The organism is Paraburkholderia sp. BR10937 (assembly GCF_040965695.1).
Taxonomy (GTDB): Bacteria; Pseudomonadota; Gammaproteobacteria; order Burkholderiales; family Burkholderiaceae; genus Paraburkholderia.
In genome coordinates, this window is the sequence record NZ_JBFRCL010000023.1 from 27,111 (window position 1) to 49,965 (window position 22,855).

The following is a 22,855-nucleotide window of genomic DNA, read 5'->3' on the forward strand; positions in this document are numbered from 1 at the left end:
GAATCAGGTGGCGACGCCTCAGGCGCGGCCATGCGAAACACGCGACTGGCGGGCGAGCGAATCGACGATCACCGCAATGGCCAGCACGGCGCCGGTAATCATGAAGCGCAGCGACGACGACAGGTTCAGCAGCGTCAGGCCGCTCGCAATCGACTGGATCACGATGATGCCGAGCACGGCCGACCATGCGCTGCCGCGCCCGCCGAACAGGCTCGTGCCGCCGATCACGGCCGCCGCGATGGCGTTGAGGTTGACGTCGCCGGTGCCGGCCTGCTGGCTCGCCGAAGCGAGGCGCGCCGCCGTCAGCACGCCGCCGATGGCGGCGAGGCTCGCGCACAGCACGAAGGCGCTCGTATAGATCGCGCCGACCTTGATGCCCGCGCGCCGCGCGGCTTCATGATTGCCGCCCACGGCGTGCATCGAACGGCCCCAGCGCGTGCGCGTGAGCGCGTACTGCATGACGACCGCGAGACCCAGAAAGAGGCCGAACATCAGCGGCACGCCACGCCCGCGGTTGAGATAGGCCACGACGATTTCGAGGAACACGGTCAGCGCCGCCGCGCGCCCGAGCAGGCCTGCGACCGAAGGCGCCGAAAGCCTGGCCGCGTGGCGGCGGGTGCGCGTGCGCATGCCGAGCAGCAGGAGCACGATACCGGGCAGCAGCGCGATCACGTGCGAGACGACCGGCGGGATCACCATCAGTTGTCCGAAATTCACCATCGCCGAGCCGTAGGGCAAATTGATCGACCCCGTCGAGCCGAGCACATAGAGCTGCATGCCGAGGATGGCGAGCAGCCCCGCGAGCGTCGAGACGAAACTTGGCATGCCGATCCAGTTGAGCAGCAGCGCGTACAGCGCGCCGATCACCGCGCCCACCGCAATCGCGGCGACGATGGCGAGCAGCACCGGCCAGCCGTCGTTGACCCACAACGTGCCGACCAGCGCCGAAGCGAAGCCGCTCATCGAGCCCACCGAGAGATCGATCTGCCCGAGCAGCAGCACGCAGACGATGCCAAGCGAAATGACGCCGACCGTCGAGCAGTCGAACAGCATGTTCACGAGGTTGTCGGCGGAGAGAAACACGGGGTTCAGGCTCGTGAACACCGTCCAGATGATCACGAGCCCCGCGATGACCGGGAGCGAACCGAGGTCGCCCGAGCGCACGCGATCGACGAACGCCGACACGCTCTCGCCGATTCCGCTCGCATGCTTCACGCGCACGTCGCTGCGGTCGAGCAGCGTGGAAGGCTTCGCATCGGGCTTCGAGCCGTCCGGGTTTTCAGGCTGCGGAGCGCCATGGATAGGCTTGCTCATGATCGTTCCTTTCATTGCACGTCCTGTTGCGCCTGGCGGCGGCCCGCGCGGCGCGACACCGCGTTTTCCGTCGCCCCGGTGATCGCCGCCACGAGTTCGGCGTTGGAGGAGTCGGGATAGAAGATCCCGTTGTTACGGCCGAGACGCAGCACGACGATGCGGTCGGCCACGGCGCGCACGTCTTCCATGTTGTGGCTGATCATGATGACGGCGTGCCCGCGGTCGCGCACGCGCTCGATCAGGTTCAGCACCTCGGCGGTCTGGGCCACGCCGAGCGCGGCGGTCGGTTCGTCGAGCATGATGAGCTTCGGGTCGAGCAGCAGCGAGCGCGCGATCGCCACGGTCTGGCGCTGGCCGCCCGAGAGCGAGGCGACCACGTCGCGCACGCTGGGAATGCGCGCGGAAAGCTCGTTGAGGAGCGTCCAGGCCTTCACTTCCATCGTGACCTCGTCGAGCCGGTACGGGCTCAACTCGCGGCCGAGGAAGATGTTCGCCACGACGTCGAGGTTCTCGCACAGCGCGAGGTCCTGGAACACCGTTGCGATCCCCAGGTCGAGCGCCGTGCCCGGATCCGAAAGGTTCACCGGCTGGCCGCGAAACGTGATCGTCCCGGCGCTCGGCTGGTGCACGCCCGCCAGAATCTTCACGAGCGTCGATTTGCCCGCGCCGTTGTCGCCGACGAGGGCGACCACCTCGCCCGCATGGACATCGAGCTCGATATCCGTGAGGGCCGAAACCGCGCCGAAGTGCTTCGAGATGCCGCGCAGGCTCAGCACCAGCTCGCCGGGCGCGCCGTCGCTTGTCGTGGCCCGGTCCGTGGCGCGGTTCGTTGCGCGGTTCGTTGCGCGGTTGGTGGATTCGTCAGTCATGAAATGGGTACCTCTTCGTTGCTCTCGGGGCCCGGCGCGCGCCGGGCCCAGCCATGCGTATCAGCCGCCGATGCCGAGCTTCTTGCAGCCATCGGCGTAACGGCCCGTGCACAGGTCCGACGCTTTCGCGAAGCCCTTGTCCACCACCTCGGCCTTGATGTTCTTCTGCGTGATGACGGCCGGCTTGAACAGTTGCGTGGGCGTCTTGAAGAGCGTCGTCTCGCCCTTCACGGGCTTGCCGTCGAGGAAGCCCACGGCCACCTTCGCCGCCGCGCCCGCCACGATTTCGCTCGGCTTGAGGATCGTGTTGTACTGGTCGCCCGCGATGATCAGTTGCAGGCCCGCGGTGGTCGCGTCGTTACCCGTGACCGGCGGAACCGGATTCACGCCCGCCGCCTTGAAGGCCGCGATGGTGCCGCCCGCCGTGCCGTCGTTGGCAGCCACGACGCCCACGATCTGCGGCCCGAAGCGCGTGACCTGCCCGCTCACCCACTGCTGCGCCTTGGGCGGCGCCCACTCCGGCGTGTCGTACTCGGAGAGCGTCTTGTAGCCGCTGCCCTGCAGCCCTTCGTGAATGCCCTTCTTGATGAGCCCGGCGGCGGCGTCGGTCGGCGAGCCGTTCACTTCGAGCACGCCGCCCTTGCTCCCGGCCACGCCCGACTCCTTCAGGTGCTGCACGAGCGACTGGGCGATGGCCTTGCCGATTTCCTCGTTGTCGAACGACACGTAGTAATCGGCTGGCGTGGACGGCACGGGCCGGTCATACGCGATGACCTTGATGCCCTGGCTCTGCGCCATGTGCACGAGCGAAGCCGCCGCCGTGGAGTCCACCGGATCGAGCACGATGACCTTCGCGCCCTGGGCGATCACCGAATTGAACTGTTGCTGCTGCTGCGAGGCATCGGCATTCGCGTTCTGGTAGAGCACCTTGCAGTCGGGGCAGAGCTTGCCCATTTCGGCCTTGAAACCGGGGAAGTCGTGCTGCTCGTAGCGCGTGGAGGCCTGGTCGGGCATCAGGAACGCGACCGTGCCGCTCGGCGCGGCGTAAGCCGACGTGATGCCCGCGAGGGCGAGGCTGAGTGCGGCGGCGCCGATCAGTTGGGTGTGAAGTCGGGTCATTGGGTGTCTCCGTTTTTTGGTTGAATGCCTGGTAGGGTTGCCGGTGCCGGCGTGCTGCCTTGTGAACGTGTGAGTTCGTCCTGCGCAGTACCTGACATGCGCACTGCGTTTGAAAGTGTCTTACCGGGCGATCCGCTAGCCGATCGCGGGCGCGCCGTACACGGCGTCGCTCCTGCTGGCCGCGCTCGCGGCGTTGAGCCGCTGATATGAGCGCCAGCGCGACGGCGACATTTCCTTGATCAACAGGAACTGGCGGTTGAAATTCGAGAGGTTATTGAAGCCCACCTGATAGCAGATGTCCGTGATGTTCAGTTCGCCCGACATCAGCAGCTGGCACGCCAGATTGATGCGCAGCTGGTTCACGTAGCGCACGAACGACACGCCCGTATGGCGGCGGAAATAGCGCGAAAATGCGCTTACGCTCTGCCCGGCCAGTTCCGCCAGCTCCGTTTCGCGCAGCTCCTGGGAGAGATTCTTGCCGATAAAGCCGAGCACGTGATTGATGCGCGTGCCCGCATAGCGGGCCGGGTCCGCGCGATACGCCTCGCTGGCGAGCGCCGCGGGCGCCTCGCTTTGCACGAGCAGATCGAGCAGATCGATGAAGAGCGTGACACGTCGCATGCCCTGTGCGCCGAGCATCTCGCGCAGGATCGGCTCGGCCGCCGCGCCCGTCGCCGGCGTGAACAGCAGCCCCCAGCGCGACGCATCGAGCAGCCCCTCCACGCGCCGGAATTCGGGAAACGCATCGATCGCGCGGGCAATGAAAGCCGCGTCGAACTGGAGGACGAGACAACGTTCGTCCACCGCCTCGCCGTGCGGCACGCTGCTTACCCAGTTGTGCGGCAGGTTCGGACCGATCATCACGAGATTGCCGGGCGCGAAGCTGCCGATGAAATCGCCCACGAAATACTTGCCCGTGGTCGCGGTGATGAGGTGGATCTCGTACTCGGGATGGAAGTGCCAGCGCACCGTTCGATAGGGGTAGCCATGCGACCAGACCTTGAACGACTCGTCGCGCGGCACGGCGACCAGTTCGAGGTCAGGCTGGGAATGTGTGGCGCCGGGCGCGCTCGGGCGCGCCGTGGCTGCCCCAAAGTTTTGCATCTCGACTCCTCCTGCACGGTTTTTTCTTGTTCTGCGACGGTTGCTCGCGCATACGCTCGACCTACCCTCGGACCGCGCGCCGCCATGCCTGAAAATTACCCGCCGCGGCACGTATCCACCACTGAAAATCAGACCGCAGACTGATACTTTCTTGCATTCGGGTTAGTCCTGGGCCGATTCCAGTGTGCCGGAAGTCAACTTTTGTGCATAGCAACAGCCCTCGCCGGCGAACGGCGAGACAGGGCGACCACCGCAAAAACGGCAAATGTTGCTGGAGCTCGATTGCGTGCGCAGCCCAGGAAGCGGTCAAAAATCGCCACTGCCCCCGCGCGACGGGTACTCGTGATGCGCAGGCAGGGAAAGTCCCGATGCGAAATCGTCCTATGACATCGGAAACGGAAATTGACGGGACTAACTTGATCGCTCAAGCGCGCCATTCGGGCCGCGGTTCCTGACAAGAGGACGTCTTATGCGATTCGCCGAAACTTGGCATTCCCCCACGCCGGGCCGGTCCCTATGGGACGATACGTCGACTCCCGACCACGACCAGCACGCCGCCCCTACCGGCAGTGCGCACACGCTGCCACGCCGCGCCATTACCGCCGCCGCGCTCGGCAACGCAACCGAGTGGTTCGACTATGGCATCTATGCCTATGGGCTCGCCTATATCTCCGCGGCGCTGTTTCCGGGCAGCACGGCAAGCGCCACGCTGTTCGCGCTCGGCACCTTCGCCATTTCGTTTCTGATTCGCCCGCTCGGCGGCCTGTTCTGGGGGCCGCTCGGCGACCGCTTCGGGCGCAAGAAAGTGCTCGCGCTGACCGTGCTGCTGATGTCGGGCGCCACGCTGCTCGTGGGCCTGCTGCCGACCTATGCGAAAGCCGGCTGGATCGCCCCGGCCGCGCTCATCGTCCTGCGCATGATCCAGGGCTTCTCCACCGGCGGCGAATATGGCGGGGCAGCCACCTTCATGGCCGAATATGCGCCCGACGCGCGGCGCGGCTTCTGCGGGAGTTTCCTCGAGTTCGCCACGCTGGCCGGCTTTTCGCTGGGCGCCTTGCTGATGCTCGCGGCGTCGCTCGCGCTCGGCAACGATGCGATGCATGCGTGGGGCTGGCGCCTGCCGTTCCTCGTCGCGGCGCCGCTGGGCTTGATCGGCTTCTATCTGCGTTCGCGCATCGAGGACACGCCGGTGTTCCGCGAGATGGAAGAGAAGTTCGAGCAACAGGAGCGGGAGCGCCCGGCCATTTCGCTGGGCACGCTGCTGCGCGAGCACCGCGTGCCGCTCGTGCTGCTGGGCGGGCTCGTGGTCGCGCTCAATGTCGTGAATTACGTGCTGCTCGCGTATATGCCGACGTACATGCACAAGGAACTGGGCGTGAGCGAGAACATGTCGCTGCTCATTCCGCTCATCGGCATGCTGGCGATGATGGCCCTGCTGCCGTTCGCGGGCCGGCTCTCCGATCACGTGGGCCGCAAGACGCTCTGGTGGTTCTCGCTCATCGGGCTGTTCGTTGCCGCCGTGCCGATGTTCATGCTGATGCGCCACGGCGTGGCCGGCGCGCTGATCGGCTTCGCCGTGCTCGGCCTGCTCTATGCGCCGCAGCTCGCGACCATCTCGGCGATGTTCCCCGCCATGTTCCCGACGCAGGTGCGTTACGCGGGCATGGCGATCGCCTACAACGTCTCGACCTCGCTGTTCGGCGGCACCGCGCCGATCGTGAGCGACTGGCTCGTGGACAAGACCGGCAGCCCGCTCGTTCCGGCGTACTACATGATGGCCGCATGCGCGGTGGGCGCCATCGCACTCTTCTTCGTGATCGAGACGAAGGGCTGCTCGTTGCGCGGACAACAGGTGCCTGGCAAGGCGCAGCGGTAACGGCATGGCGGGCCGCTCGCGCCCGTCCTGCTCCGCCTGAAATGCCCGACCGTGTGTCGGGCATTTTGCTTTGCGGCGACTAACGTTTGAAAATGACCTTCGTTGTCGCGGGATCGATCGGCGAGGACGAATGCTGATGGAAGATCTTCCAGCCCTCGCCCGTTTGCCTGAGCGTCGCGGTAATGCGATTGTCCATCGAGCGCAATTCCTCGCCGTCCGCCGCCACCGCTTTGTAGCTCACGAAGGCGTGGACCACGGCGAGGTCCTGGGAGACGACGGTCTGCGCCTCGCTGAAATCCACGATCACGCGCTCGGCGCCCAGCGAGCCGAACCAGCCCTCCACCATGTTGCGCCATGACGCGATGCCCTCGTACGTCCAGGCGCCCCACATGTCGAAGGCCAGGATGTCGGGGTCGTAGAGCGCGACGAACGCATCGACGTCTTTGGCCAGTACCGCGGCTTTGTATTGGTGCAGCACCTGCAAGACCGGATCGGCGGCTTTGTCCACTGGGTTGTCTCCTGAACCAGGTTGCGTTGGCGAATGAACGGCTGCTTATTAAAGCAACGCCGCCTGGCCTCTGTCCAGTGAATTTGCCGCCCTGCCTTTCAGGTGCGCGAAGCGTTGGCGAGCACCCGGGCGGCCTTGCCCTGCGGACGCAGCAGCAAATAAAAGGCGGCGCCATGTGTAATCGCCAGCAGCGGCACGACGATCACGGGGATCACGTAGGTCGCGCCCAGTTCTCCCGCGTGCACCGGAACGCCGGCCTGGATGGCGTGGTAGTAGGCAAAAGCCAGGTCCACCGCGCCCACGAGATTGAACGCCACGACGAAGAACCAGAACACGGGACGCTTTCTCGCCGCGAGCAGCGCCAGCATGGCCAGCGCCCCCGTTGCGAGGTCCCCATAGGCGGTGGGCACGGCGAAGCTCGCGGGCAGATCGGGACTCACGACGCCTGGCAGCATGAAGACCAGCCCGAAGAAGCGGAAGCTGTGCAGCGTGGCGATCGCGCGCTGTGCGTCGAATGGGTCCATCGATTTGAGCCGGGGCCAGACGTACCCGGTAAAACAAAGGAGCCACGCGACATACCCGAGCGCGAGATGCAAGCGAAACATCGATTCCGGTGACATGTTGCCTCCTGCAAGGTGCGTTGCGATGAGTGGATGAAGCGGAGCGAGATCATGCGGCGCGACGCCGGAACAGTTGTCGCAGCGAAAGCGCATGCAACAGGATCGAACTGGGCACGACGAACGCGGGCGTCAGTACATACGGGTACGTGCCCGCGTTGAGGCTCGGCAGATCCGGCGCGATCAACTGGAACCGGCCGGGCGCCGTGATCATCCCCAGCGTCACGGCGACGGCGAAATCGGCGAGTCCGAACAGGTTCCAGGCGATGGCGGCCTTGCGCCCCTGCGCCGTGCCGCTCGCCACCGCGATGGCCGCCGGCACGGCAAACAGGCCGGTCAGCAGGTCGCCGGTACCCGCCGGCAACGCGTCCACGCCGGCCATCGCGCCGTGCAGCCACGCAGCGATCGCCCAACTGCCGAACACGCGGTAAAACTGCAGCGCGATGAGCCAGGCCGCCGGCATCGCGTCGAGCACTCGCCCGATCCGCTTCGAGAGCAGCAGTAGCGGCGCGCCGACCATCACTGGCAGCAATATCGCCAACGGCAGCATTGGCAACGGCGGCGGTGCGGCGCTCAGTCGAAAGACGCCGAGGATCGCCGCACTCCAGACGACTGCGAACCAAAGCGCATGCGCCATGAGAATCGCAAGCCAGGTCGCGCGGCGCTGGCTCAGCGTCAGGCCGGTGCGCTCGAGGCCGAGCCACAATCCGAGCGCCATGAACATCTGGGCGACGAGCTGGTGCGCCGTGGTTTGAAAACCGCTGCCAGGGATCGCCGGCAGCCAGTACATCACGGCAATCCACAGCAACGTGACCGGCGCAATCCAGCGCAGGCTGCGCCAGGCCGGGCGCGGCGGGATGATGCCAACGGGAACGGCGGGCGTGCTCATCAGCGGTTCTCCAGATGAATGCCGGATTTCGCGGTGGATCCTGCCTGCGCGCGACGCGCTTTGCGTGCGTCATCGGCTGGCACGTTAGGTGTAACATCGTTTCCCGCGAGCGACTATTCATCACAATGTTGATGCGCTATGAAGCAGAACTTCACAGTCAGGCAAGGCGCACTCGATGGCGTGGAGGCGTTCCTGAGCGTTGCCAGGCACCGCAGCTTTCGCAAGGCGGCGGCGGACCTCGGGGTGACGCCTTCGGCCATCAGCCAGGCGGTGCGTGTGCTCGAAGAACGCATCGGCGCGGCGCTTTTCGTGCGCACCACGCGCAGCGTCGGCCTGACCGAAGCCGGCGAACGGTTTCTTTCGCGCGCCAAGCCCGCCTTCGAGGAACTGGTCGCCGCGAGCGAAGTCGCGCGCGACCTCGGGCAGCGCCCGACGGGTTTGTTGCGGCTATCCGTGCCGCGCGCGGTCGTGCCACTGCTGCTCGAGCCGCTGCTCGCTTCGTTTTGCCAGGCTTATCCCGAAGTGGAGGTGGAAATCGCCGCGAGCAAGGAAGTGGTCGATCTCGCGGCGGAAGGCTTCGACGCCGGCATCCGGCTCGGTCAGCTCGTCGCCGCCGACATGGTGGCGGTGCCACTGACGCCGCCGTTTCGTCTCGTCGTCGTCGGTAGTCCTGCCTATCTTTCCGCCAACAAACAGCCCCGCCACACGGACGATCTGCGCGAGCACGCCTGCTTGCGCTGGCGGCGCTCCAACGGCGCGCTGGCCTCATGGTCATTCGACGACCACGGGCACACCATGGAAATCGCCGTCTCCGGACCGCTGATCGCCAGCGACTTCCCGACCATGATGGGCGCGGCGCTCGAAGGCATCGGCCTCGCCCAGCTACCCGAGCCGATGGTCTCCGATGCCGTGAAAGCGGGCAAACTCGTGCGCGTGCTCGACGCCTACGCGCCGATGCTGCCGGGCGTGTTTCTCTGCTATCCGAGTCGCCGGCAGATCATGCCCAAGCTGCGCGCGTTCATCGACCATGTGAAGAGCCACAAGGCGGGCACGGGTCAAGCCAAAACCCGTTGAACCCGCCCGCGGCGCTTCGACGTCAAGCGATGCTCTCCCAGGCGCCCGAGCGGGCCGAGCGGAACACGGCGTCGATTACGCGCATGTTCGCGCAGGCGTCTTCCAGCGCAATCGCCTGGGGTGTGCCGTTCAATATCGCCTCGGCAAAAACCGCCGCTGCCACGCCGTATTGATCGCATACCGGCAGTTCCAGCCAGCGATCGGCTTCTCCCTGCTGGCTCAACAGCAGCCGCGTCGGCCGGTCGTTCGGCGCGTTGAATGGAATCTCGACCTCGACGCGCCCGGTCGTACCATGAAACTGCATGCGCTGGTAAGGATGAACCTGGGTGGAGTAGAAGAAGCTCGCTTGCACGCCGTCGAAATCCATGAGCACGGAGCCAAGGCGGTCTACTTCGAACGACGGGTCGCGCTCCACGAGCGCGACCACGCGCTTCGGCTCACGCCCGAGAATGAGGCGCGAGGTCGTGATCGGATAACAGCCGATGTCCAGCAAGCCGCCGCCGCCCATATCGCTATGGTTGCGAATGTCCTGCGCATTGGTGTTGTAGTAGGTAAAGCCGCCCGTCACCGCCCGCAATTCGCCTATGGCGCCCTCTTCGATCAACGCCTGCGTCTTCAGCCACTGCGGATGCGTACGAACCATGAAGGCTTCCTGGATATACCGCCCGCTCTTGTCGCGCGCGGCGATCAATCGTTGCGCCTGCTGCGCATCGAGCCCGATCGGCTTTTCGCACAGCACATGCTTGCCGGCCTCGACAGCCTTGATCGTCCACTCCACGTGAAGGTGATTGGGCAACGGGATATAGACCGCATCGATTTCGGGGTCGGCCAGCAGCGCCTCGTAACTGTCGTACGCGTGCGCGAGTCCGTACTTCGCCGCGGCCGCCTGGGCCTTCTGCGTTGAACGCGAAGCAATCGCTTTTACGCGGCACTTCGGTGCGTGGTGCATGGGCACGACGACCTTGTCGTTGATCTTCGAAGTACCCAGGATGCCCCAGACGATTTCATCCTTTGCCATGACGTTCCCTTTGGATTCGATTATGCGATGCCCGGAATGGACTGAATGGAACTCACTCTTAACGAGCGCTCCACCGCGAACCGTGAACGCTCGAATGCAGGAGTCTACACCCGCGAAAACCCTCACTTCACGCGCCCGCAAACGCGTCTTGCAACAACTGATAACAACTGACGGCAAGATGAAAGCACGCCGTCACGAGAGATTCGCCTTCCAGCCCCACATTGCTCGGGCTGTGCGCAGGTCCCCACAAATGCAAACCAAAAACGAGGTGAAAGATGGAGAATACGAGCCGGTGGTCGCGGTTAGGCGCAGTCGTTGGCGCGAGTGCAATGGCGCTTGCGGGTGTGCACACAACGGCTTATGCAGGCGACATGAAGGATGTGAAGCACGTCCTGCTCATCAGTTTCGACGGCCTGCACGAACAGGACGTAGCCCGTTGCATCGGCAGCAATTCGTGCCCCAACCTCGCGGTGCTCGCGAAGTCGGGCGTGACCTACACGAACGCCCATACGCCGCATCTGTCCGACTCGTTCCCGGGTCTCGCGGCGCTGGTGACGGGCGGCTCGCCGAAGAGCGCGGGCCTCTTTTATGACGTGTCATATGACCGTACGCTCTACGCACCGCTCGATTCGCACTGCAAGGGCCCGCAAGGCTGGAACGTCGTGTTCGACGAAACGACCGGCATCGACGGCGAGAACGGCGGCGCGCTGATCCACCTCGACGGCGGCGGCGCGTTCAATCCGCAAGCCATTCCCTATGCGAAGGTCAACGGCGTTTGCACGCCCGTGTACCCGCACAATTACATCAAGACGAACACTGTCTTCGAAGTCATCAAGCAGAACATCCACGGCGCGCGCACCGCGTGGGCGGACAAGCATGCGTGGGGCTATGACTGGGTCAACGGTCCTTCGGGCAAGGGCGTGGACGATCTGGCGCGCACCGAGATCAACTCGATCGACCCGAAGACCGGCACGTATTATCTGGACACCTACACGCATACCGAAGTCTTCGACAACATCCACGTGCAGGCGCTCATCAACGAGATCGACGGCCTCGACTCGACGGGCAAGACGAGCGCGCCGGTGCCCACGATGTTCGGCACGAACTTCCAGACGCTTAGCGTCGCGCAGAAGTCGCCGGTGGCGAAACAAGGCGGCTATCTCGACGCCGACTTCACGCCCGGCCCGCAGGTCGCCGCGGCCATCACATATCTGGACAACTCGCTCGGCCGCGTGGTGCAGGAACTGAAGCAGCGCAACCTGTACTCGTCGACGCTCATCATCGTGACGGCCAAGCACGGCCAGTCGCCGACCGATCACTCGAAGCTGGTGAAGAACGGCGACACGCTCACGAAGCTGCTCGAGGCCAACAACTATCTGGACTCGACCGGCAACTTCGGCCAGAACAACACGAAGACGGGCAACCTGAACGACGGCTCGGGCCTCCCGGGCACGGGCATGGTGCAGACCGACGACGTTGGCCTGATCTGGCTGCGCGATCAGGGCCAGAAGGACGCCGTGGTGAAGACGCTGCAGGCGAACCTGAGCTGTAACGCGCCGGGCATTTGCGCGGACGGCCCGCAGGCGTACATCCTCACGGGTGACCGCCTCGCCGACTGGTTCGGCAATCCGTCGAACGGCCGCACGCCGGACATCATCGTGCAGCCGAACCCGGGCGTGATCTATACGTCGAGCACGGCGAAGGATGAGGAGCACGGCGGCAACGCGCCCGACGACAGCCATCTGGGTCTCGTCGTGTCGTTCCCCGGCATTCACCACGCCGGCCGTACGGATGACCACTACGTCTTCACGACCCAGGTCGCACCGACGATCCTGAGCGCGCTCGACCTGGATCCGCATCTGCTGCACGCGGTCCAGCTCGAAGGCACGCATCGCCTGCCGGGGCTGGGTCTCGACGAGAAGTAAGGAGAGTTGGTAGCAGCCGCACAAGGCGCGGCTGGCTGCGACAGTCATCGGACGGTCCGATGGCTGCCGCGTCAGCGGCCCGCCTAGACCGTCTGCAGCCCTTCGATATCGCAGATGCGGATCAGCTTGCCCTGCGCATCAATGAGGCCGCGCTTCTGGAAGCGCGACAAGATCCGGCTCACGGTTTCGAGCGTGATGCCCAGGTAGCTGCCCATGTCCTCGCGCGACATGCGCAGACGGAACTCCGCCTGCGAATAGCCGCGCTGCCAGTTGCGCGACGACACGTCGAGCAGGAAGGCGGCCACGCGCTCTTCGGCGGTGAGCGAGCCCAGCACCATCATCTGCGAGGCTTCCTGGTTGAACTGGTCGCCCATGAGCCGGTGCAGCCGGTCCTGCATCGTGCCGCTTTCGCGGCACAAGCCCTTGAGCGCGGCGTAGGGAAGCGTGCAAATCGAACTGTCTTCGAGCGCAACGGCGCTGAACGCGTGCACATCCGTGGCGATGCCGTCGAGCCCCAGCGCGTCGCCCGCGAGACGCAGCCCCGTGATCTGCTCGCGGCCGTCGCGGTTGACGATCAGCGTCTTGAGCGAGCCGGAGCGCACGGCGTAGAGGCTGTCGAAGCGGTCGCCCGAGCGATACAGCGCCTCGCCGCGGCGCACCTTGCGCGCCCCGCAGATCAGCGCCTCGAGCTTCGGCAGGTCTTCCGCCGGCAGGCCTTGCGGCATGCAAAGATGGCGCATGGCGCACCCCGAACAGCGTGCGCTGGGCGGCGTTCCGGCGAGAGGAGCGCGGCTGCTTTGGCGCACGACGATAGCCGATCCTGCGACGGGTGAGAGCATCGAACGACTCCTTCTTTAACATTTTTTAAGATTTCGACGCATTGTCACACCATGCGCGTGCGTCAATGTGGTGGCAAAATGCCGCGCACCAGAACCGCGGGCCTTTGAGCCTTGTCAGGCAACGGTTTCACGGCCTTTTGCGCAAGCGCAAGCGACCGAAAAGCAACACCTGCGCAAGCCCAGCGGAAACAAAAAAGCCGCCGTATTGGCGTACGGCGGCTCGCGACATTGAACCGTCAACGGTTGACGCGCGCTGCGCAGCTTACCCCGCTACCAGACTGCGCTCGGCCACCTCGTCCACGGCCTGCTTGACGATCCCGACGATCTCGTCGGCCTCGGCGCGCGTCATGACGAGCGGCGGCGCGAAGCCCAGGATGTCGCCATGCGGCATGGCGCGCGCGATCACGCCACGCTCCAGCGCCGCCGCCGAAACCTTCGGCCCGATCTTCAGCGCCGGGTCGAACGGCCTGCGCGCGTCCTTGTCGGCCATGAATTCCAGCGCCGCCAGCATGCCCACGCTGCGCACCTCGCCCACGAGCGGATGCGCGCCGAACGCCTCGCGCAGCTTCGCGCCGAAGTACGAGCCGACCTGCCCGGCGTTCTCCACGAGCTTTTCACGCTCGAGGATCGCCAGATTGGCGAGCGCTGCGGCGGCACACACCGGGTGTCCCGAATAGGTCCAGCCGTGCCCCATCGGCCCGTGCTCCTGCGAGCCGCGCGCGATCACGTCCCAGACCTTCTCGCCCACGATCACGCCGGAGAGCGGCGCATACGCGCTCGTGAGGCCCTTCGCGACCGTGATGAGATCCGGTTCGATGCCGAAGTGCTGGGCGCCCATCTTCGAGCCCAGACGCCCGAAGCCGCACACCACCTCGTCGGAGATCAGCAGGATGTCGTGCTTGCGCAGCACCGCCTGGATGGCCGGCCAGTAGCCTTTGGGCGGCTCGATGATGCCGCCCGTGCCCATCACCGGCTCGGCGATGAACGCGGCGATCGTGTCGGCGCCTTCGCGCGCGATCAGCTTTTCAAGCTCTTCCACGCAGTACGCGACGAACTGCGCCTCGTTCATGCCCGCGGGCGCCTTGCGATACCAGTGCGGGCAGACCGTATGCTTCACGCGATCGATCGGCAGATCGAAATGCTGATGGAAGCTCGGCAGGCCGGTGAGGCTGCCTGTGACGATTCCCGAGCCGTGATAGCCGCGCTCGCGCGAGATGATCTTCTTCTTGTTCGGGCGGCCCAGCACGTTGTTGTAGTACCAGACGATCTTGACCTGGGTTTCGTTCGCGTCCGAACCGGACATGCCGTAATACACCTTCTTCATGCCGGCAGGCGACCAGTCGATGATGCGCGACGACAGCTCGATGATCGCATCCGACGAATGGCCCACATAGGTGTGGTAGTACGCGAGCTGCTTCGCCTGCTCGTACATGGCGTCCGCAACTTCGGTGCGGCCGTAGCCGATGTTCACACAGTAGAGGCCCGCGAAGGCGTCGATATACTGCTTGCCCTCGTGGTCCTCGATGCGGATACCCTTGCCGCCGCGCACGATCTTGCCCGGCAGCGCGCCGCTCTCGTGGTCGTAGGCGTGCGTGGACGGGTGCATGAAGTGCGCGCGGTCCTGCTCGAAGAGTGCGTCGATGCGTTGAGTCATGTAGTCCTCCTGATTCCGGTTCAGGCCATGGCCGCGAGCGGCAGGCCCAGATTGCCAAGACAAAAATATTTGGTTTCCACGAAGGGCTCGAAGCCCTCCGCGCCACCTTCGCGGCCAAGGCCAGAGGCCTTCATGCCGCCGAATGGAATGGGCGCGCCCGTGAACTTCACGCCGTTCACCGAGACCATCGCGAAGTCGAGCCGCCGCACCAGCTGGAAGATCGTGTCCATGCGCGTCGCGCACACGTAGGCCGCGAGGCCATATTCCGTGTCGTTCGCCCTGGCGATCACTTCGTCGAGCGTGTCGAACGCGCAGACTGCCGAAATGGGCGCGAAGTTTTCCTCGTCGTACACGCGCATGCCGGGCGCGGCATCCGCGATCACCGTGGGCTCGTAGTACCAGCCGCCCAGCGCATGCGGCTGGCCGCCCGACACGATGCGCGCGCCCTTCTCGCGTGCATCGGACACGCGCGCGACCGTGCTGTCGAACGCGGCCTGGTGCATGAGCGGGCCCACCTCCACGTCTTTTTCGAACGCCGGGCCGGTCTTGAGCGCGCGCACCGCCGCCGCATAGCGCTCGACAAACGCTTCGTAAAGCGGGCGCGCCACGAAAATACGGTTCGCCGCGCAGCAGTCCTGGCCCGAGGTCTGGAATTTCGCGCCCACGGCGATCCTGACGGACTGCTCGAGATCGGCGTCTTCCGTGACGATGAACGGTGCGTTGCCGCCCAGTTCCAGCGCGACTTTCTTGATGCCTGCGCGCGCCGCCGTCTGCGTGACGAGCGAGCCCACGCGCGTCGAGCCCGTGAAGCTCACGGCACGCACGCGCGTGTCGCCAACCAGGGTTTCCATCGCCATTTGCGGCTCGCCGAGCACCACGTTGTAGACGCCCGCCGGGAAGCCGGCTTCCTCTGCGAGTTGCGCCAGGGCGAGCGCCGAATACGGCGTTTCGTGCGCGGGTTTCACGACGACCGTGCAGCCGGCGGCGAGCGCGGCGGCGGCCTTGCGCGTGATCATCGCCACCGGAAAATTCCATGGCGTGATGAGCGCCGCGACACCCACCGGCTCCATCACCGTGCCCAGATGCGCACCATCGATATGAGTGGGAATCGTCCGGCCTGCCAGGCGTTTCGCTTCATGCGCATACCAATCGACGAAGCTCGCCGCATAGCGGATTTCGCCGCGCGATTCGGCCAGCGGCTTGCCCTGCTCCAGTGAAAGCAGTGCCGCCAGATCCTCCTGGTGCCGCACGATCCGTTCGTGCCAGCGCAGCAGCGCCGCGCTGCGCTGCGTTTGCGAGACCCAGCGCCACGATTCGAAGGCGCGCTGTGCCGCGTCCACTGCACCGGTGATCTGGGCGCGCTCGAGCATGGGCACGTGGCCGATCACCGACTGGTCCGCGGGGTTCTGCACGGCCACGGTGGCCGCGCTGTCGCTATGGACCCAGCGGCCGTCCACGTAGCACAGCGATTTGAACAGAATGGGGTGTCCTGGCAGCATCTCGTCTACTCCTTGTCAGGTCTGTCGATATGCCTTCCATTCTGGGGCTGGTGGCATCGCGATTTTTTTGGTTTTCGGCCCCGCGCACCTGCGTTTTTTTTGAACCGCAGCGCGCGGGCGCGAAAAATTCACGCGCTTTCCAGGGCCCACGCAGGCGCGTGGCTGGGCGCGCACTTCACCACCTTCGTCACGATGTAGGTGAAGTAGCGCTCGATGCCGAGATCCTCCATCAGCAGCGCGTCGACAAAGCGCTGGTAATGGTCGATGTCGCGCGCCAGCACGTGCAGCACGTAGTCCACTCCGCCGCCCGTCGCATAACACTGCATGACTTCTTCTGCCGTGCTCACGCGTTCTTCGAAGCGCCGCATGTCGGACGCGGTATGGCGCGATAGCGTCACTTCCACGACGATACGGCTGCCACGCATCGCGCCTACCCAGTCCACCTCGGCGTGATAGCCGCGTATCACGCCGCTTTCCTCGAGCTTGCGCACGCGCTCCCAGGCCGGCGAAATGGAGAGATTGACCTCTTCAGCGAGCTTCGATTTCGTGATGCGGCCATCGCGCTCGAGGATGCGCAGGATGGCGAGGTCGTAACGGTCGAGCTTGATCACGGCGCGCTCATGCCGCCACGGGCAGGTTGCGTTCGACGACGTCGGCCACCACGGCCACGGTGTCTCCCGCCTGCACGAGCCCTGGGAAATGGCGCGCCGCGAGCAGCCCTCCGCGTTGCGCCCGATATTCCACAGGGCGCGCGCCGGTGCGATCGATGTCGTGCACGCGCGCGAGTACCTCGCCCGCCTCGACGGTATCGCCGAGATCGCGGCACATCTCCAGCATGCCGCGATGCTCGCTCGTGGTGTAGCAGGTGCCGTCGGGCATGTCGAGCAAGGTGGTCGTGCGCGCGCCGACGCTGCGCTCGCCGGCCTTGCGTTCGATGACGCCGGCGTGCGCAAGAAAGCCGCGTACGCCGCGATCCGCAATCGCCACGCTCTGCGCGGTGGACGTGCCGCCACCGCCCAGTTCGGTCGAAACGAACACCTTGCCCGCTTCCTCCACGGCGCTGTCGAACAGGCCGACGCTGTCGAGTTCCAGCATGCGCATCGAATACGGCGCGCCGAACGCCCGCATCGCACGCTCGCAACGCGCCTGCTGATCGCCATCGGGCAGCACATGGATCGCCGCGAACGGCACGAAGTCGAGCGTGCGCCCGCCCGCGTGAATATCGAGCACGTAATCGGCACGCGCGAGCAACTCACGCTGGAAGTAATCGGCGATCTTTTCGGTCACGCTGCCGTCGGGACGTCCGGGAAAGCTGCGGTTCAGATTGCCCGCATCGATCGGCGAGGTGCGCGTGCCCGCACGAAACGCGGGATAGTTCATGTACGGCACGATGATCACGCGGCCGTTCACGTCCGCGGCCTGCAGCGCGCCCGCCAGCTTGGCGAGCGCGATCGGCCCTTCGTATTCGTCGCCGTGATTGCCGCCGGTGAGCAGCACGGTCGGCCCCTCGCCGTGCTTGACCACGCTAAGCGGAATCATGATCGCGCCCCACGCGGAATCGTCGCGCGAATAAGGCAGCCTCAAAAAGCCGTGTTGCACGCCATTGGCGTCGTAATCGACGGTCGGCGTAATCGGTGACGCACGCATCGGCCCTACTCCTTCACGAACAGTTTGCGCGGCGTGGTGCAGAACGTCTCGACGCCGGTTTCGGTAATCAGGATGCTTTCGGTGATTTCGAGGCCCCAGTCGTCGAGCCACAGGCCCGGCATGAAGTGAAACGTCATGCCGGGTTCGAGGACCGTGCGGTCGCCCGGGCGCAGGCTCATGGTGCGCTCGCCCCAGTCGGGCGGGAAGCTCGCGCCGATGGGGTAGCCGCAGCGGCTGTTCTTCTCGATGCCAGACTTGCGCAGCACCGCAAAGAACGCATTGGCGATGTCTTCACACACGTTGCCGGGTTTCGCGGCGGCGAGACCAGCCTCGATGCCTTCCACAACGGCTTTCTCCGCATCGAGAAAGTGCTTTGGCGGCTTGCCGAGATAGACCGTGCGCGACTGCGGGCAGTGATAGCGGTGGTAGCAGCCCGCGATCTCGAAGAACGTGCCCGCGTTTGCCGTGAATGCCGAGTCGTCCCACGTGAGGTGCGGGGCCGCGGCGTCGGCGCCGGTAGGCAGGAGCGGCACGATGGCGGGATAGTCGCCGCCGTGGCCTTCCACACCGGTAATGCCCGCTTCGTAGATCTGCGCAACCAGGTCGCACTTCCGCATGCCCGGCTCGACCACGTCGAGAATACGCGCGTGCATCTTCTCGACGATACGTGCCGCAACGCGCATGTACTCGATCTCGCGCGGCGACTTCACCGCGCGTTGCCAGTTCACGAGCGCGGTCGCATCCACCCAGCGCGCCTTGGGCAAATGACGCTGGAGTGACGCGTAGGCTGCTGCACTGAAGTAGTAGTTGTCCATCTCCACGCCAACGCGCAGCGAGTCCCAGCCGCACGCGGCGATGACTTCCGTACTCAGATAGTCCATCGGGTGACGCACGGGCGACTGAACGTAATGATCAGGATAGCCGATGATATTGCCGTGCGACATGAATGCTGTGCGCTTCGCGCCGTTCGCATCCTGCCCGCGGCCGAACCAGACGGGCTCGCCGTCCATGGTCAGCAGCACGCATTGATGGACATAGAACGACCAGCCGTCGTAGCCGGTCAGCCAGTTCATGTTGGTCGGGTCCGTAACGATCAGCAGATCGATGCCTTCGTCCTGCATCGCGCGGCGCGTCTTCGCAATGCGCGCGTCGTATTCGCTGCGTGCGAACACGAGGCGCGGCGCCACCTCACTCTTTTCAGTTGCTGCGGACATCTTTCCCTCTCAAGGCGTGACTGCGTTGTGAAACACCGCGCCCGCACCGGCCGCGCGGGCGCGCTGCAAGGCGAGAACGGCAATGGCGGTGTCCTGCGCCCCGGTGCCGGTGAGGTCGCAGATCGTGATGTCGTCGGCGTGTACGCGGCCCTCGCGGCGGCCCGCGATCACTTCGCCCAGCTCCGCGAAACCGCGATCGGGCACGACCTTGTGCGCTTCGATCGCGTGCCTGAGTTCGCCGAGCACGCGCGTTTGCTCCAAGCGGTCGCAGACATAGCGCGCCGCTTCGAACACCGAAGGCGCGAGTTCGTTCTTGTACTCGGCGTCGGAGCCCATGGCCGTGAGGTGCAAGCCGTCATGCAGGTCCGCCGCGTGAACGAGCGGCGCGCGGCTGGGGGTGGTCGTCACGGCCACGTCGGCCTGCGCGAGCGCGTCGTGCACCGAAGCTGCAACGCGCACGCGTACGCCGTGGCGGCGTTCGGTGTCAGCGGCGAAGACGGCAGCGCGCGCGGTATCGCGGGCCCAGACGCTCACGCTGTCGATCTTGCGCACCAGCATGAGCGCATCGAGTTGCAGGCGCGCCTGCTCGCCCGCGCCGATGATCGCCGCATGGCGCGCGTCGGGGCGCGCCAGCCAGCGCGCGGCCACGGCGCCCGCCGCGGCGGTGCGCACGGCAGTCAGATACCCGTTGTCGAGCAGCACCGCTTCGGTAAGCCCTGTGCGCGCAGACAGCACGAGCATCAGCCCGTTCAGGCTCGGCAGTCCGAGCGAGGGATTGTCGAAGAAGCCTGGGCTGATCTTGATGGCGAACTGCTCGAAGCGCGGCAGATACGCCGTCTTCACATCGACCTCGCCATGCCGCTCGGGCAGCGCGAGGTTCAGGATGGGCGGCATGACGACGGCTTCGGTTGCGAGTGAAACGAAAGCGGATTCGACCTGATCGATGGCCGCAAGGTCGAGCGGAACCAGTTCACGCAGTTGCTGGACGCCCAGCAACGTAACCGGCGGCAACTCAGGTGGCAACTCAGGTAACAACCCGGAATGCATTTCAAACCCCCGTCACGAGACGGTGGTGCACCGTCATGTCGATGTTCGCGCCGCTCACGACGATCACGAGCGGGCCTTGGCTGCGCTCGATGTGCCCGTCGAGCAACGCCGCCATGCCTACCGCGCCCGCGCCTTCCACCACGAGACGCTCTTCGCGGTACGCATGGGCCACGCCGCGCCTGATCGAGGGCTCGCCGAGCAGGATGACTTCGTCGGCCAGCGCGCGGGTCAGCGCAAAGGTGTGGCGATTGTCGAGACCAATGCCGCCGCCCAGCGAATCGGCCAATGTTTCGCTTTCCTCAACGTCGACGGGATGACCCGCCGCGAGGCTCGCATGCATGGCCGCGCCGCGCACCATCGAAACGCCGATGGCGCGCACGTCCGGCCGGATCTGCTTGGCCGCAAACGCTGCGCCGCTGAACAGTCCGCCGCCCGACAGCGGCACCACGAGGGTCGCGGTGTCGGGCAGCGCTTCGAGAATTTCGAGGCCGATGGTGGCCTGTCCGGCAATCACGCGCAGATCGTCGAACGGCGGCACGAACGCATAGCCCTCCTCGCGCATGAGGCGCTGCGCTTCGATCTGCGCTTCGTCCTGGCTCTTGCCCGCGATCACCACGCGCGCGCCCAGCGCGGCCACCGCTTCGACCTTGTTGGGCGGCACGAGCGACGACATGCACACGGCCGACTCCATGCCGAGCGCGTGGGCCGCATACGCGAGCGCACGGCCATGATTGCCGGTGGACGCGGTGACGACGCGCTTCACGCCCGACTCGGCGAGATGCGCCACGGCGTTGGTCGCGCCACGCAACTTGAAGCTGCCCGTGGGCTGCACGGTTTCGAGCTTGAAGTAGACCGGCACGCCCACGCGCGCCGACAAGGAGGCAGACGCCACGAGCGGGGTGTGCGCTACGCGGCCTTCGAGGCGCTGACGCGCGCGGTAGACATCGGCAAGCGAGAGTGACGAATGCGAAAGCGACGACATGAAATGCACGTTCCTTCCAGTGAATCTGTGCAATCCAGTCTAATGAACCAAAACGGGCTTTCTAATGTCCTGGTACAATCCGCGTGCCCAGCTCGGCGGTCGCCATCGTCTAGTTGAAATCGTGGACGTGCGGATACTGCTCGAACACGCCTGCCATGGTCTGCAGCGCGTCGCGGCACGCGGTGTCCGACGCTTCCGCGCCAAGGCTGATGCGCACCGCATTGGGACGCGGTGTGCCGCCCACGAGAAATGGGTCCGGCGAGGTCACGGCAATCTGGCGATTGCGCAATTCGCGCACGAGGCGGTCCGCCTGCCAGTAATCGGGCACGCGCAACCAGGCGGACAACGCATTGGGATGCGCGCCGAGCACATAGTCGCCCAACGCGGCGCGCACCATCGCCTGGCGCGCCGCGAGCCGCTCGCGCTGCAGCTCCACGAGGCGCCGCGCGGTGCCGTCCATGATCCAGCGCGTGGCGATTTCCGCAATCGGCGAGGTCGCCATCCAGCTGCTCACGCGCAGCACGCTTTCCACGCGCAGCGCAAGGCGGCGCGGCATGGCGAGATAGCCCGTGCGCAGGCCGGTGAGCACCGATTTGGTCATGCTCGTGCAATAGAATGCCAGTTCGGGAATCAGGCTCGCAATCGGCGTATTGGCTTTCGCGGGCAGCGCGCCATACACATCGTCCTCGATGACGTACACGCCATAGCGCTCCGCAATGCGCGCAATCGCGCGGCGGCGCGAATCGGGCAGGACGGCCATGGTGGGATTGTTGAAGGTCGGCGTGCACACGAGCGCGCTCACACGCTCGCTGTCGCACATCTCCTCGAAATGCTCGGGACGGATGCCGTATTCGTCGATTTCGAGCCCCTTGAGCGTGAAGCCCAGCACGTTTGCCGAGCCGATCACGCCGTGGTCCGTGAGGCTTTCGCAGAGCACGGTGTCGCCGGGGCCTACCGTGGAGGCGAGCGCGAGGAAAATGCCGTGCGCCGCGCCATTGGTGATGAGGAGCGATTCGGGTTTCACCGGCATGTTGAGCGAGGCGAGCCACGCCGCGCCCGCCTGGCGATGATGCTCGAAGCCCGCGATGGGCCGAAATGAGCGAATCCATGGCTGATCGTCCAGCGTGGCGAGCGTCGCGCACACCTCGCGCCACGCGGCGTCGTGCTGCGGCGTGTGAACGATGCGCGCAATGGAAAAGTCGACGATCTCGCGCTCGGCCGTGTCGAGAATATAGTTCGACATCGACTCGGTCACGCGCGCGGCGACGAAGCTGCCGCGCCCGACCTCGCAGCGAATCAGGCCCTGCCTTTCGAGTTCCTTGTAGGCATTGGTGACCGTCTGCACGCTCACGCCCAGTTCCGAGGCCACCTCGCGCTGCGGCGCGAGACGCACGCCGGAAACGAGCGCGCCGCGCTCGATGTCCTGTGCAATCGCCTTGACCAGCCGTTTGTATTTGGATTCTGCGCCGTGCGCGGCCCCGACCGCGTCACGCCACTCGCCCGAAATCGTCGCCCACGCCATCTCGATCCGCTCCTCGGTAAGCGTTCATGGTCGCTCAGAAACGGGGCGGAAAATAATTGTCTCAGGACAATTGCGGGTAAAAAAAGGACAATCATGTCCGGAAAATCGACAGCGCCTGCGTCGGTCAGCACCTCGATT

Annotated in this window: 20 protein-coding genes; 3 read left to right on the forward strand and 17 right to left on the reverse strand. The window is 65.4% G+C overall.

What is annotated here, in order from left to right; translation table 11 throughout:
* Positions 1-18: 18 nt before the first annotated feature.
* The 4 genes from AB4Y44_RS19940 to AB4Y44_RS19955 form a co-directional block, all read right to left on the reverse strand.
* A complete protein-coding gene (locus tag AB4Y44_RS19940) occupies positions 19-1,314 on the reverse strand; it encodes a sugar ABC transporter permease (protein ID WP_368700641.1) in 1,296 nt (431 codons plus the stop codon).
* An 11-nt stretch (positions 1,315-1,325) separates the two neighbouring features.
* The gene (locus tag AB4Y44_RS19945; RefSeq protein ID WP_342919987.1) at positions 1,326-2,183 is read right to left on the reverse strand and encodes an ATP-binding cassette domain-containing protein; all 858 of its coding nucleotides are present in this window, start codon (positions 2,181-2,183) and stop codon (positions 1,326-1,328) included.
* Between the two features lie 60 nt (positions 2,184-2,243).
* Complete coding sequence (locus tag AB4Y44_RS19950; protein ID WP_342919986.1) at positions 2,244-3,302, reverse strand: sugar ABC transporter substrate-binding protein; 1,059 nt, start codon at positions 3,300-3,302, stop codon at positions 2,244-2,246.
* Between the two features lie 135 nt (positions 3,303-3,437).
* Positions 3,438-4,406: an AraC family transcriptional regulator gene (locus AB4Y44_RS19955; protein ID WP_368700642.1), complete on the reverse strand. Its 969-nt coding sequence runs from the start codon at positions 4,404-4,406 to the stop codon at positions 3,438-3,440.
* A gap of 469 nt (positions 4,407-4,875) precedes the next feature.
* Here AB4Y44_RS19955 and AB4Y44_RS19960 point away from each other — a divergent pair, with 469 nt between their 5' ends.
* Positions 4,876-6,282, forward strand: a complete 1,407-nt coding sequence (locus AB4Y44_RS19960; RefSeq protein WP_342919984.1) for an MFS transporter — start codon at positions 4,876-4,878, stop codon at positions 6,280-6,282.
* A 79-nt stretch (positions 6,283-6,361) separates the two neighbouring features.
* Here AB4Y44_RS19960 and AB4Y44_RS19965 read toward each other — a convergent pair whose 3' ends face one another.
* From AB4Y44_RS19965 to AB4Y44_RS19975, 3 genes are all read right to left on the reverse strand, one after another.
* The gene (locus AB4Y44_RS19965; RefSeq protein ID WP_342919983.1) at positions 6,362-6,790 is read right to left on the reverse strand and encodes a nuclear transport factor 2 family protein; all 429 of its coding nucleotides are present in this window, start codon (positions 6,788-6,790) and stop codon (positions 6,362-6,364) included.
* A 98-nt stretch (positions 6,791-6,888) separates the two neighbouring features.
* A complete protein-coding gene (locus AB4Y44_RS19970) occupies positions 6,889-7,410 on the reverse strand; it encodes a hypothetical protein (RefSeq protein WP_342919982.1) in 522 nt (173 codons plus the stop codon).
* Positions 7,411-7,459: 49 nt separating this feature from the next.
* Positions 7,460-8,296 carry an MFS transporter gene (locus AB4Y44_RS19975; protein WP_342919981.1) on the reverse strand — a complete coding sequence of 279 codons (837 nt, stop codon included), beginning with the start codon at positions 8,294-8,296 and terminating at the stop codon, positions 7,460-7,462.
* A gap of 138 nt (positions 8,297-8,434) precedes the next feature.
* On the opposite strand from AB4Y44_RS19975, the gene AB4Y44_RS19980 reads away from it, so the two are divergent.
* Positions 8,435-9,370, forward strand: coding sequence for a LysR family transcriptional regulator (locus tag AB4Y44_RS19980; RefSeq protein WP_368700643.1), 936 nt, complete (start codon positions 8,435-8,437; stop codon positions 9,368-9,370).
* 22 nt (positions 9,371-9,392) lie between these two features.
* On the opposite strand, the gene AB4Y44_RS19985 is transcribed toward AB4Y44_RS19980, so the two are convergent.
* Positions 9,393-10,388, reverse strand: a complete 996-nt coding sequence (locus tag AB4Y44_RS19985; protein ID WP_368700644.1) for a Gfo/Idh/MocA family protein — start codon at positions 10,386-10,388, stop codon at positions 9,393-9,395.
* A gap of 275 nt (positions 10,389-10,663) precedes the next feature.
* On the opposite strand from AB4Y44_RS19985, the gene AB4Y44_RS19990 reads away from it, so the two are divergent.
* A complete protein-coding gene (locus AB4Y44_RS19990; RefSeq protein WP_368700645.1) occupies positions 10,664-12,313 on the forward strand; it encodes an alkaline phosphatase family protein in 1,650 nt (549 codons plus the stop codon).
* Positions 12,314-12,396: 83 nt separating this feature from the next.
* Here the strand turns inward: AB4Y44_RS19990 and AB4Y44_RS19995 are convergent, their stop codons facing one another.
* From AB4Y44_RS19995 to AB4Y44_RS20035, 9 genes are all read right to left on the reverse strand, one after another.
* Entirely contained in the window at positions 12,397-13,053 is a 657-nt protein-coding gene (locus tag AB4Y44_RS19995; protein WP_028203801.1) for a helix-turn-helix domain-containing protein, read from the reverse strand.
* A gap of 361 nt (positions 13,054-13,414) precedes the next feature.
* Positions 13,415-14,806 (reverse strand): aspartate aminotransferase family protein, encoded by a 1,392-nt coding sequence (locus tag AB4Y44_RS20000; RefSeq protein WP_368700646.1) that lies wholly within the window; start codon positions 14,804-14,806, stop codon positions 13,415-13,417.
* Positions 14,807-14,826: 20 nt separating this feature from the next.
* Positions 14,827-16,305, reverse strand: coding sequence for an NAD-dependent succinate-semialdehyde dehydrogenase (locus AB4Y44_RS20005; protein ID WP_368700647.1), 1,479 nt, complete (start codon positions 16,303-16,305; stop codon positions 14,827-14,829).
* Between the two features lie 128 nt (positions 16,306-16,433).
* Complete coding sequence (locus AB4Y44_RS20010) at positions 16,434-16,916, reverse strand: Lrp/AsnC family transcriptional regulator (RefSeq protein ID WP_342919974.1); 483 nt, start codon at positions 16,914-16,916, stop codon at positions 16,434-16,436.
* A gap of 7 nt (positions 16,917-16,923) precedes the next feature.
* Positions 16,924-17,952 carry a N(2)-acetyl-L-2,4-diaminobutanoate deacetylase DoeB gene (doeB, locus tag AB4Y44_RS20015; protein ID WP_342919973.1) on the reverse strand — a complete coding sequence of 343 codons (1,029 nt, stop codon included), beginning with the start codon at positions 17,950-17,952 and terminating at the stop codon, positions 16,924-16,926.
* A gap of 5 nt (positions 17,953-17,957) precedes the next feature.
* Positions 17,958-19,166, reverse strand: coding sequence for an ectoine hydrolase DoeA (gene doeA, locus AB4Y44_RS20020; protein WP_368700648.1), 1,209 nt, complete (start codon positions 19,164-19,166; stop codon positions 17,958-17,960).
* 9 nt (positions 19,167-19,175) lie between these two features.
* Entirely contained in the window at positions 19,176-20,213 is a 1,038-nt protein-coding gene (locus AB4Y44_RS20025; RefSeq protein WP_368700649.1) for a cyclodeaminase, read from the reverse strand.
* Between the two features lies 1 nt (position 20,214).
* Complete coding sequence (gene eutB / locus AB4Y44_RS20030; RefSeq protein ID WP_368700650.1) at positions 20,215-21,195, reverse strand: hydroxyectoine utilization dehydratase EutB; 981 nt, start codon at positions 21,193-21,195, stop codon at positions 20,215-20,217.
* 109 nt (positions 21,196-21,304) lie between these two features.
* Positions 21,305-22,717 carry a PLP-dependent aminotransferase family protein gene (locus tag AB4Y44_RS20035; RefSeq protein ID WP_342919970.1) on the reverse strand — a complete coding sequence of 471 codons (1,413 nt, stop codon included), beginning with the start codon at positions 22,715-22,717 and terminating at the stop codon, positions 21,305-21,307.
* Positions 22,718-22,855 lie beyond the last annotated feature (138 nt).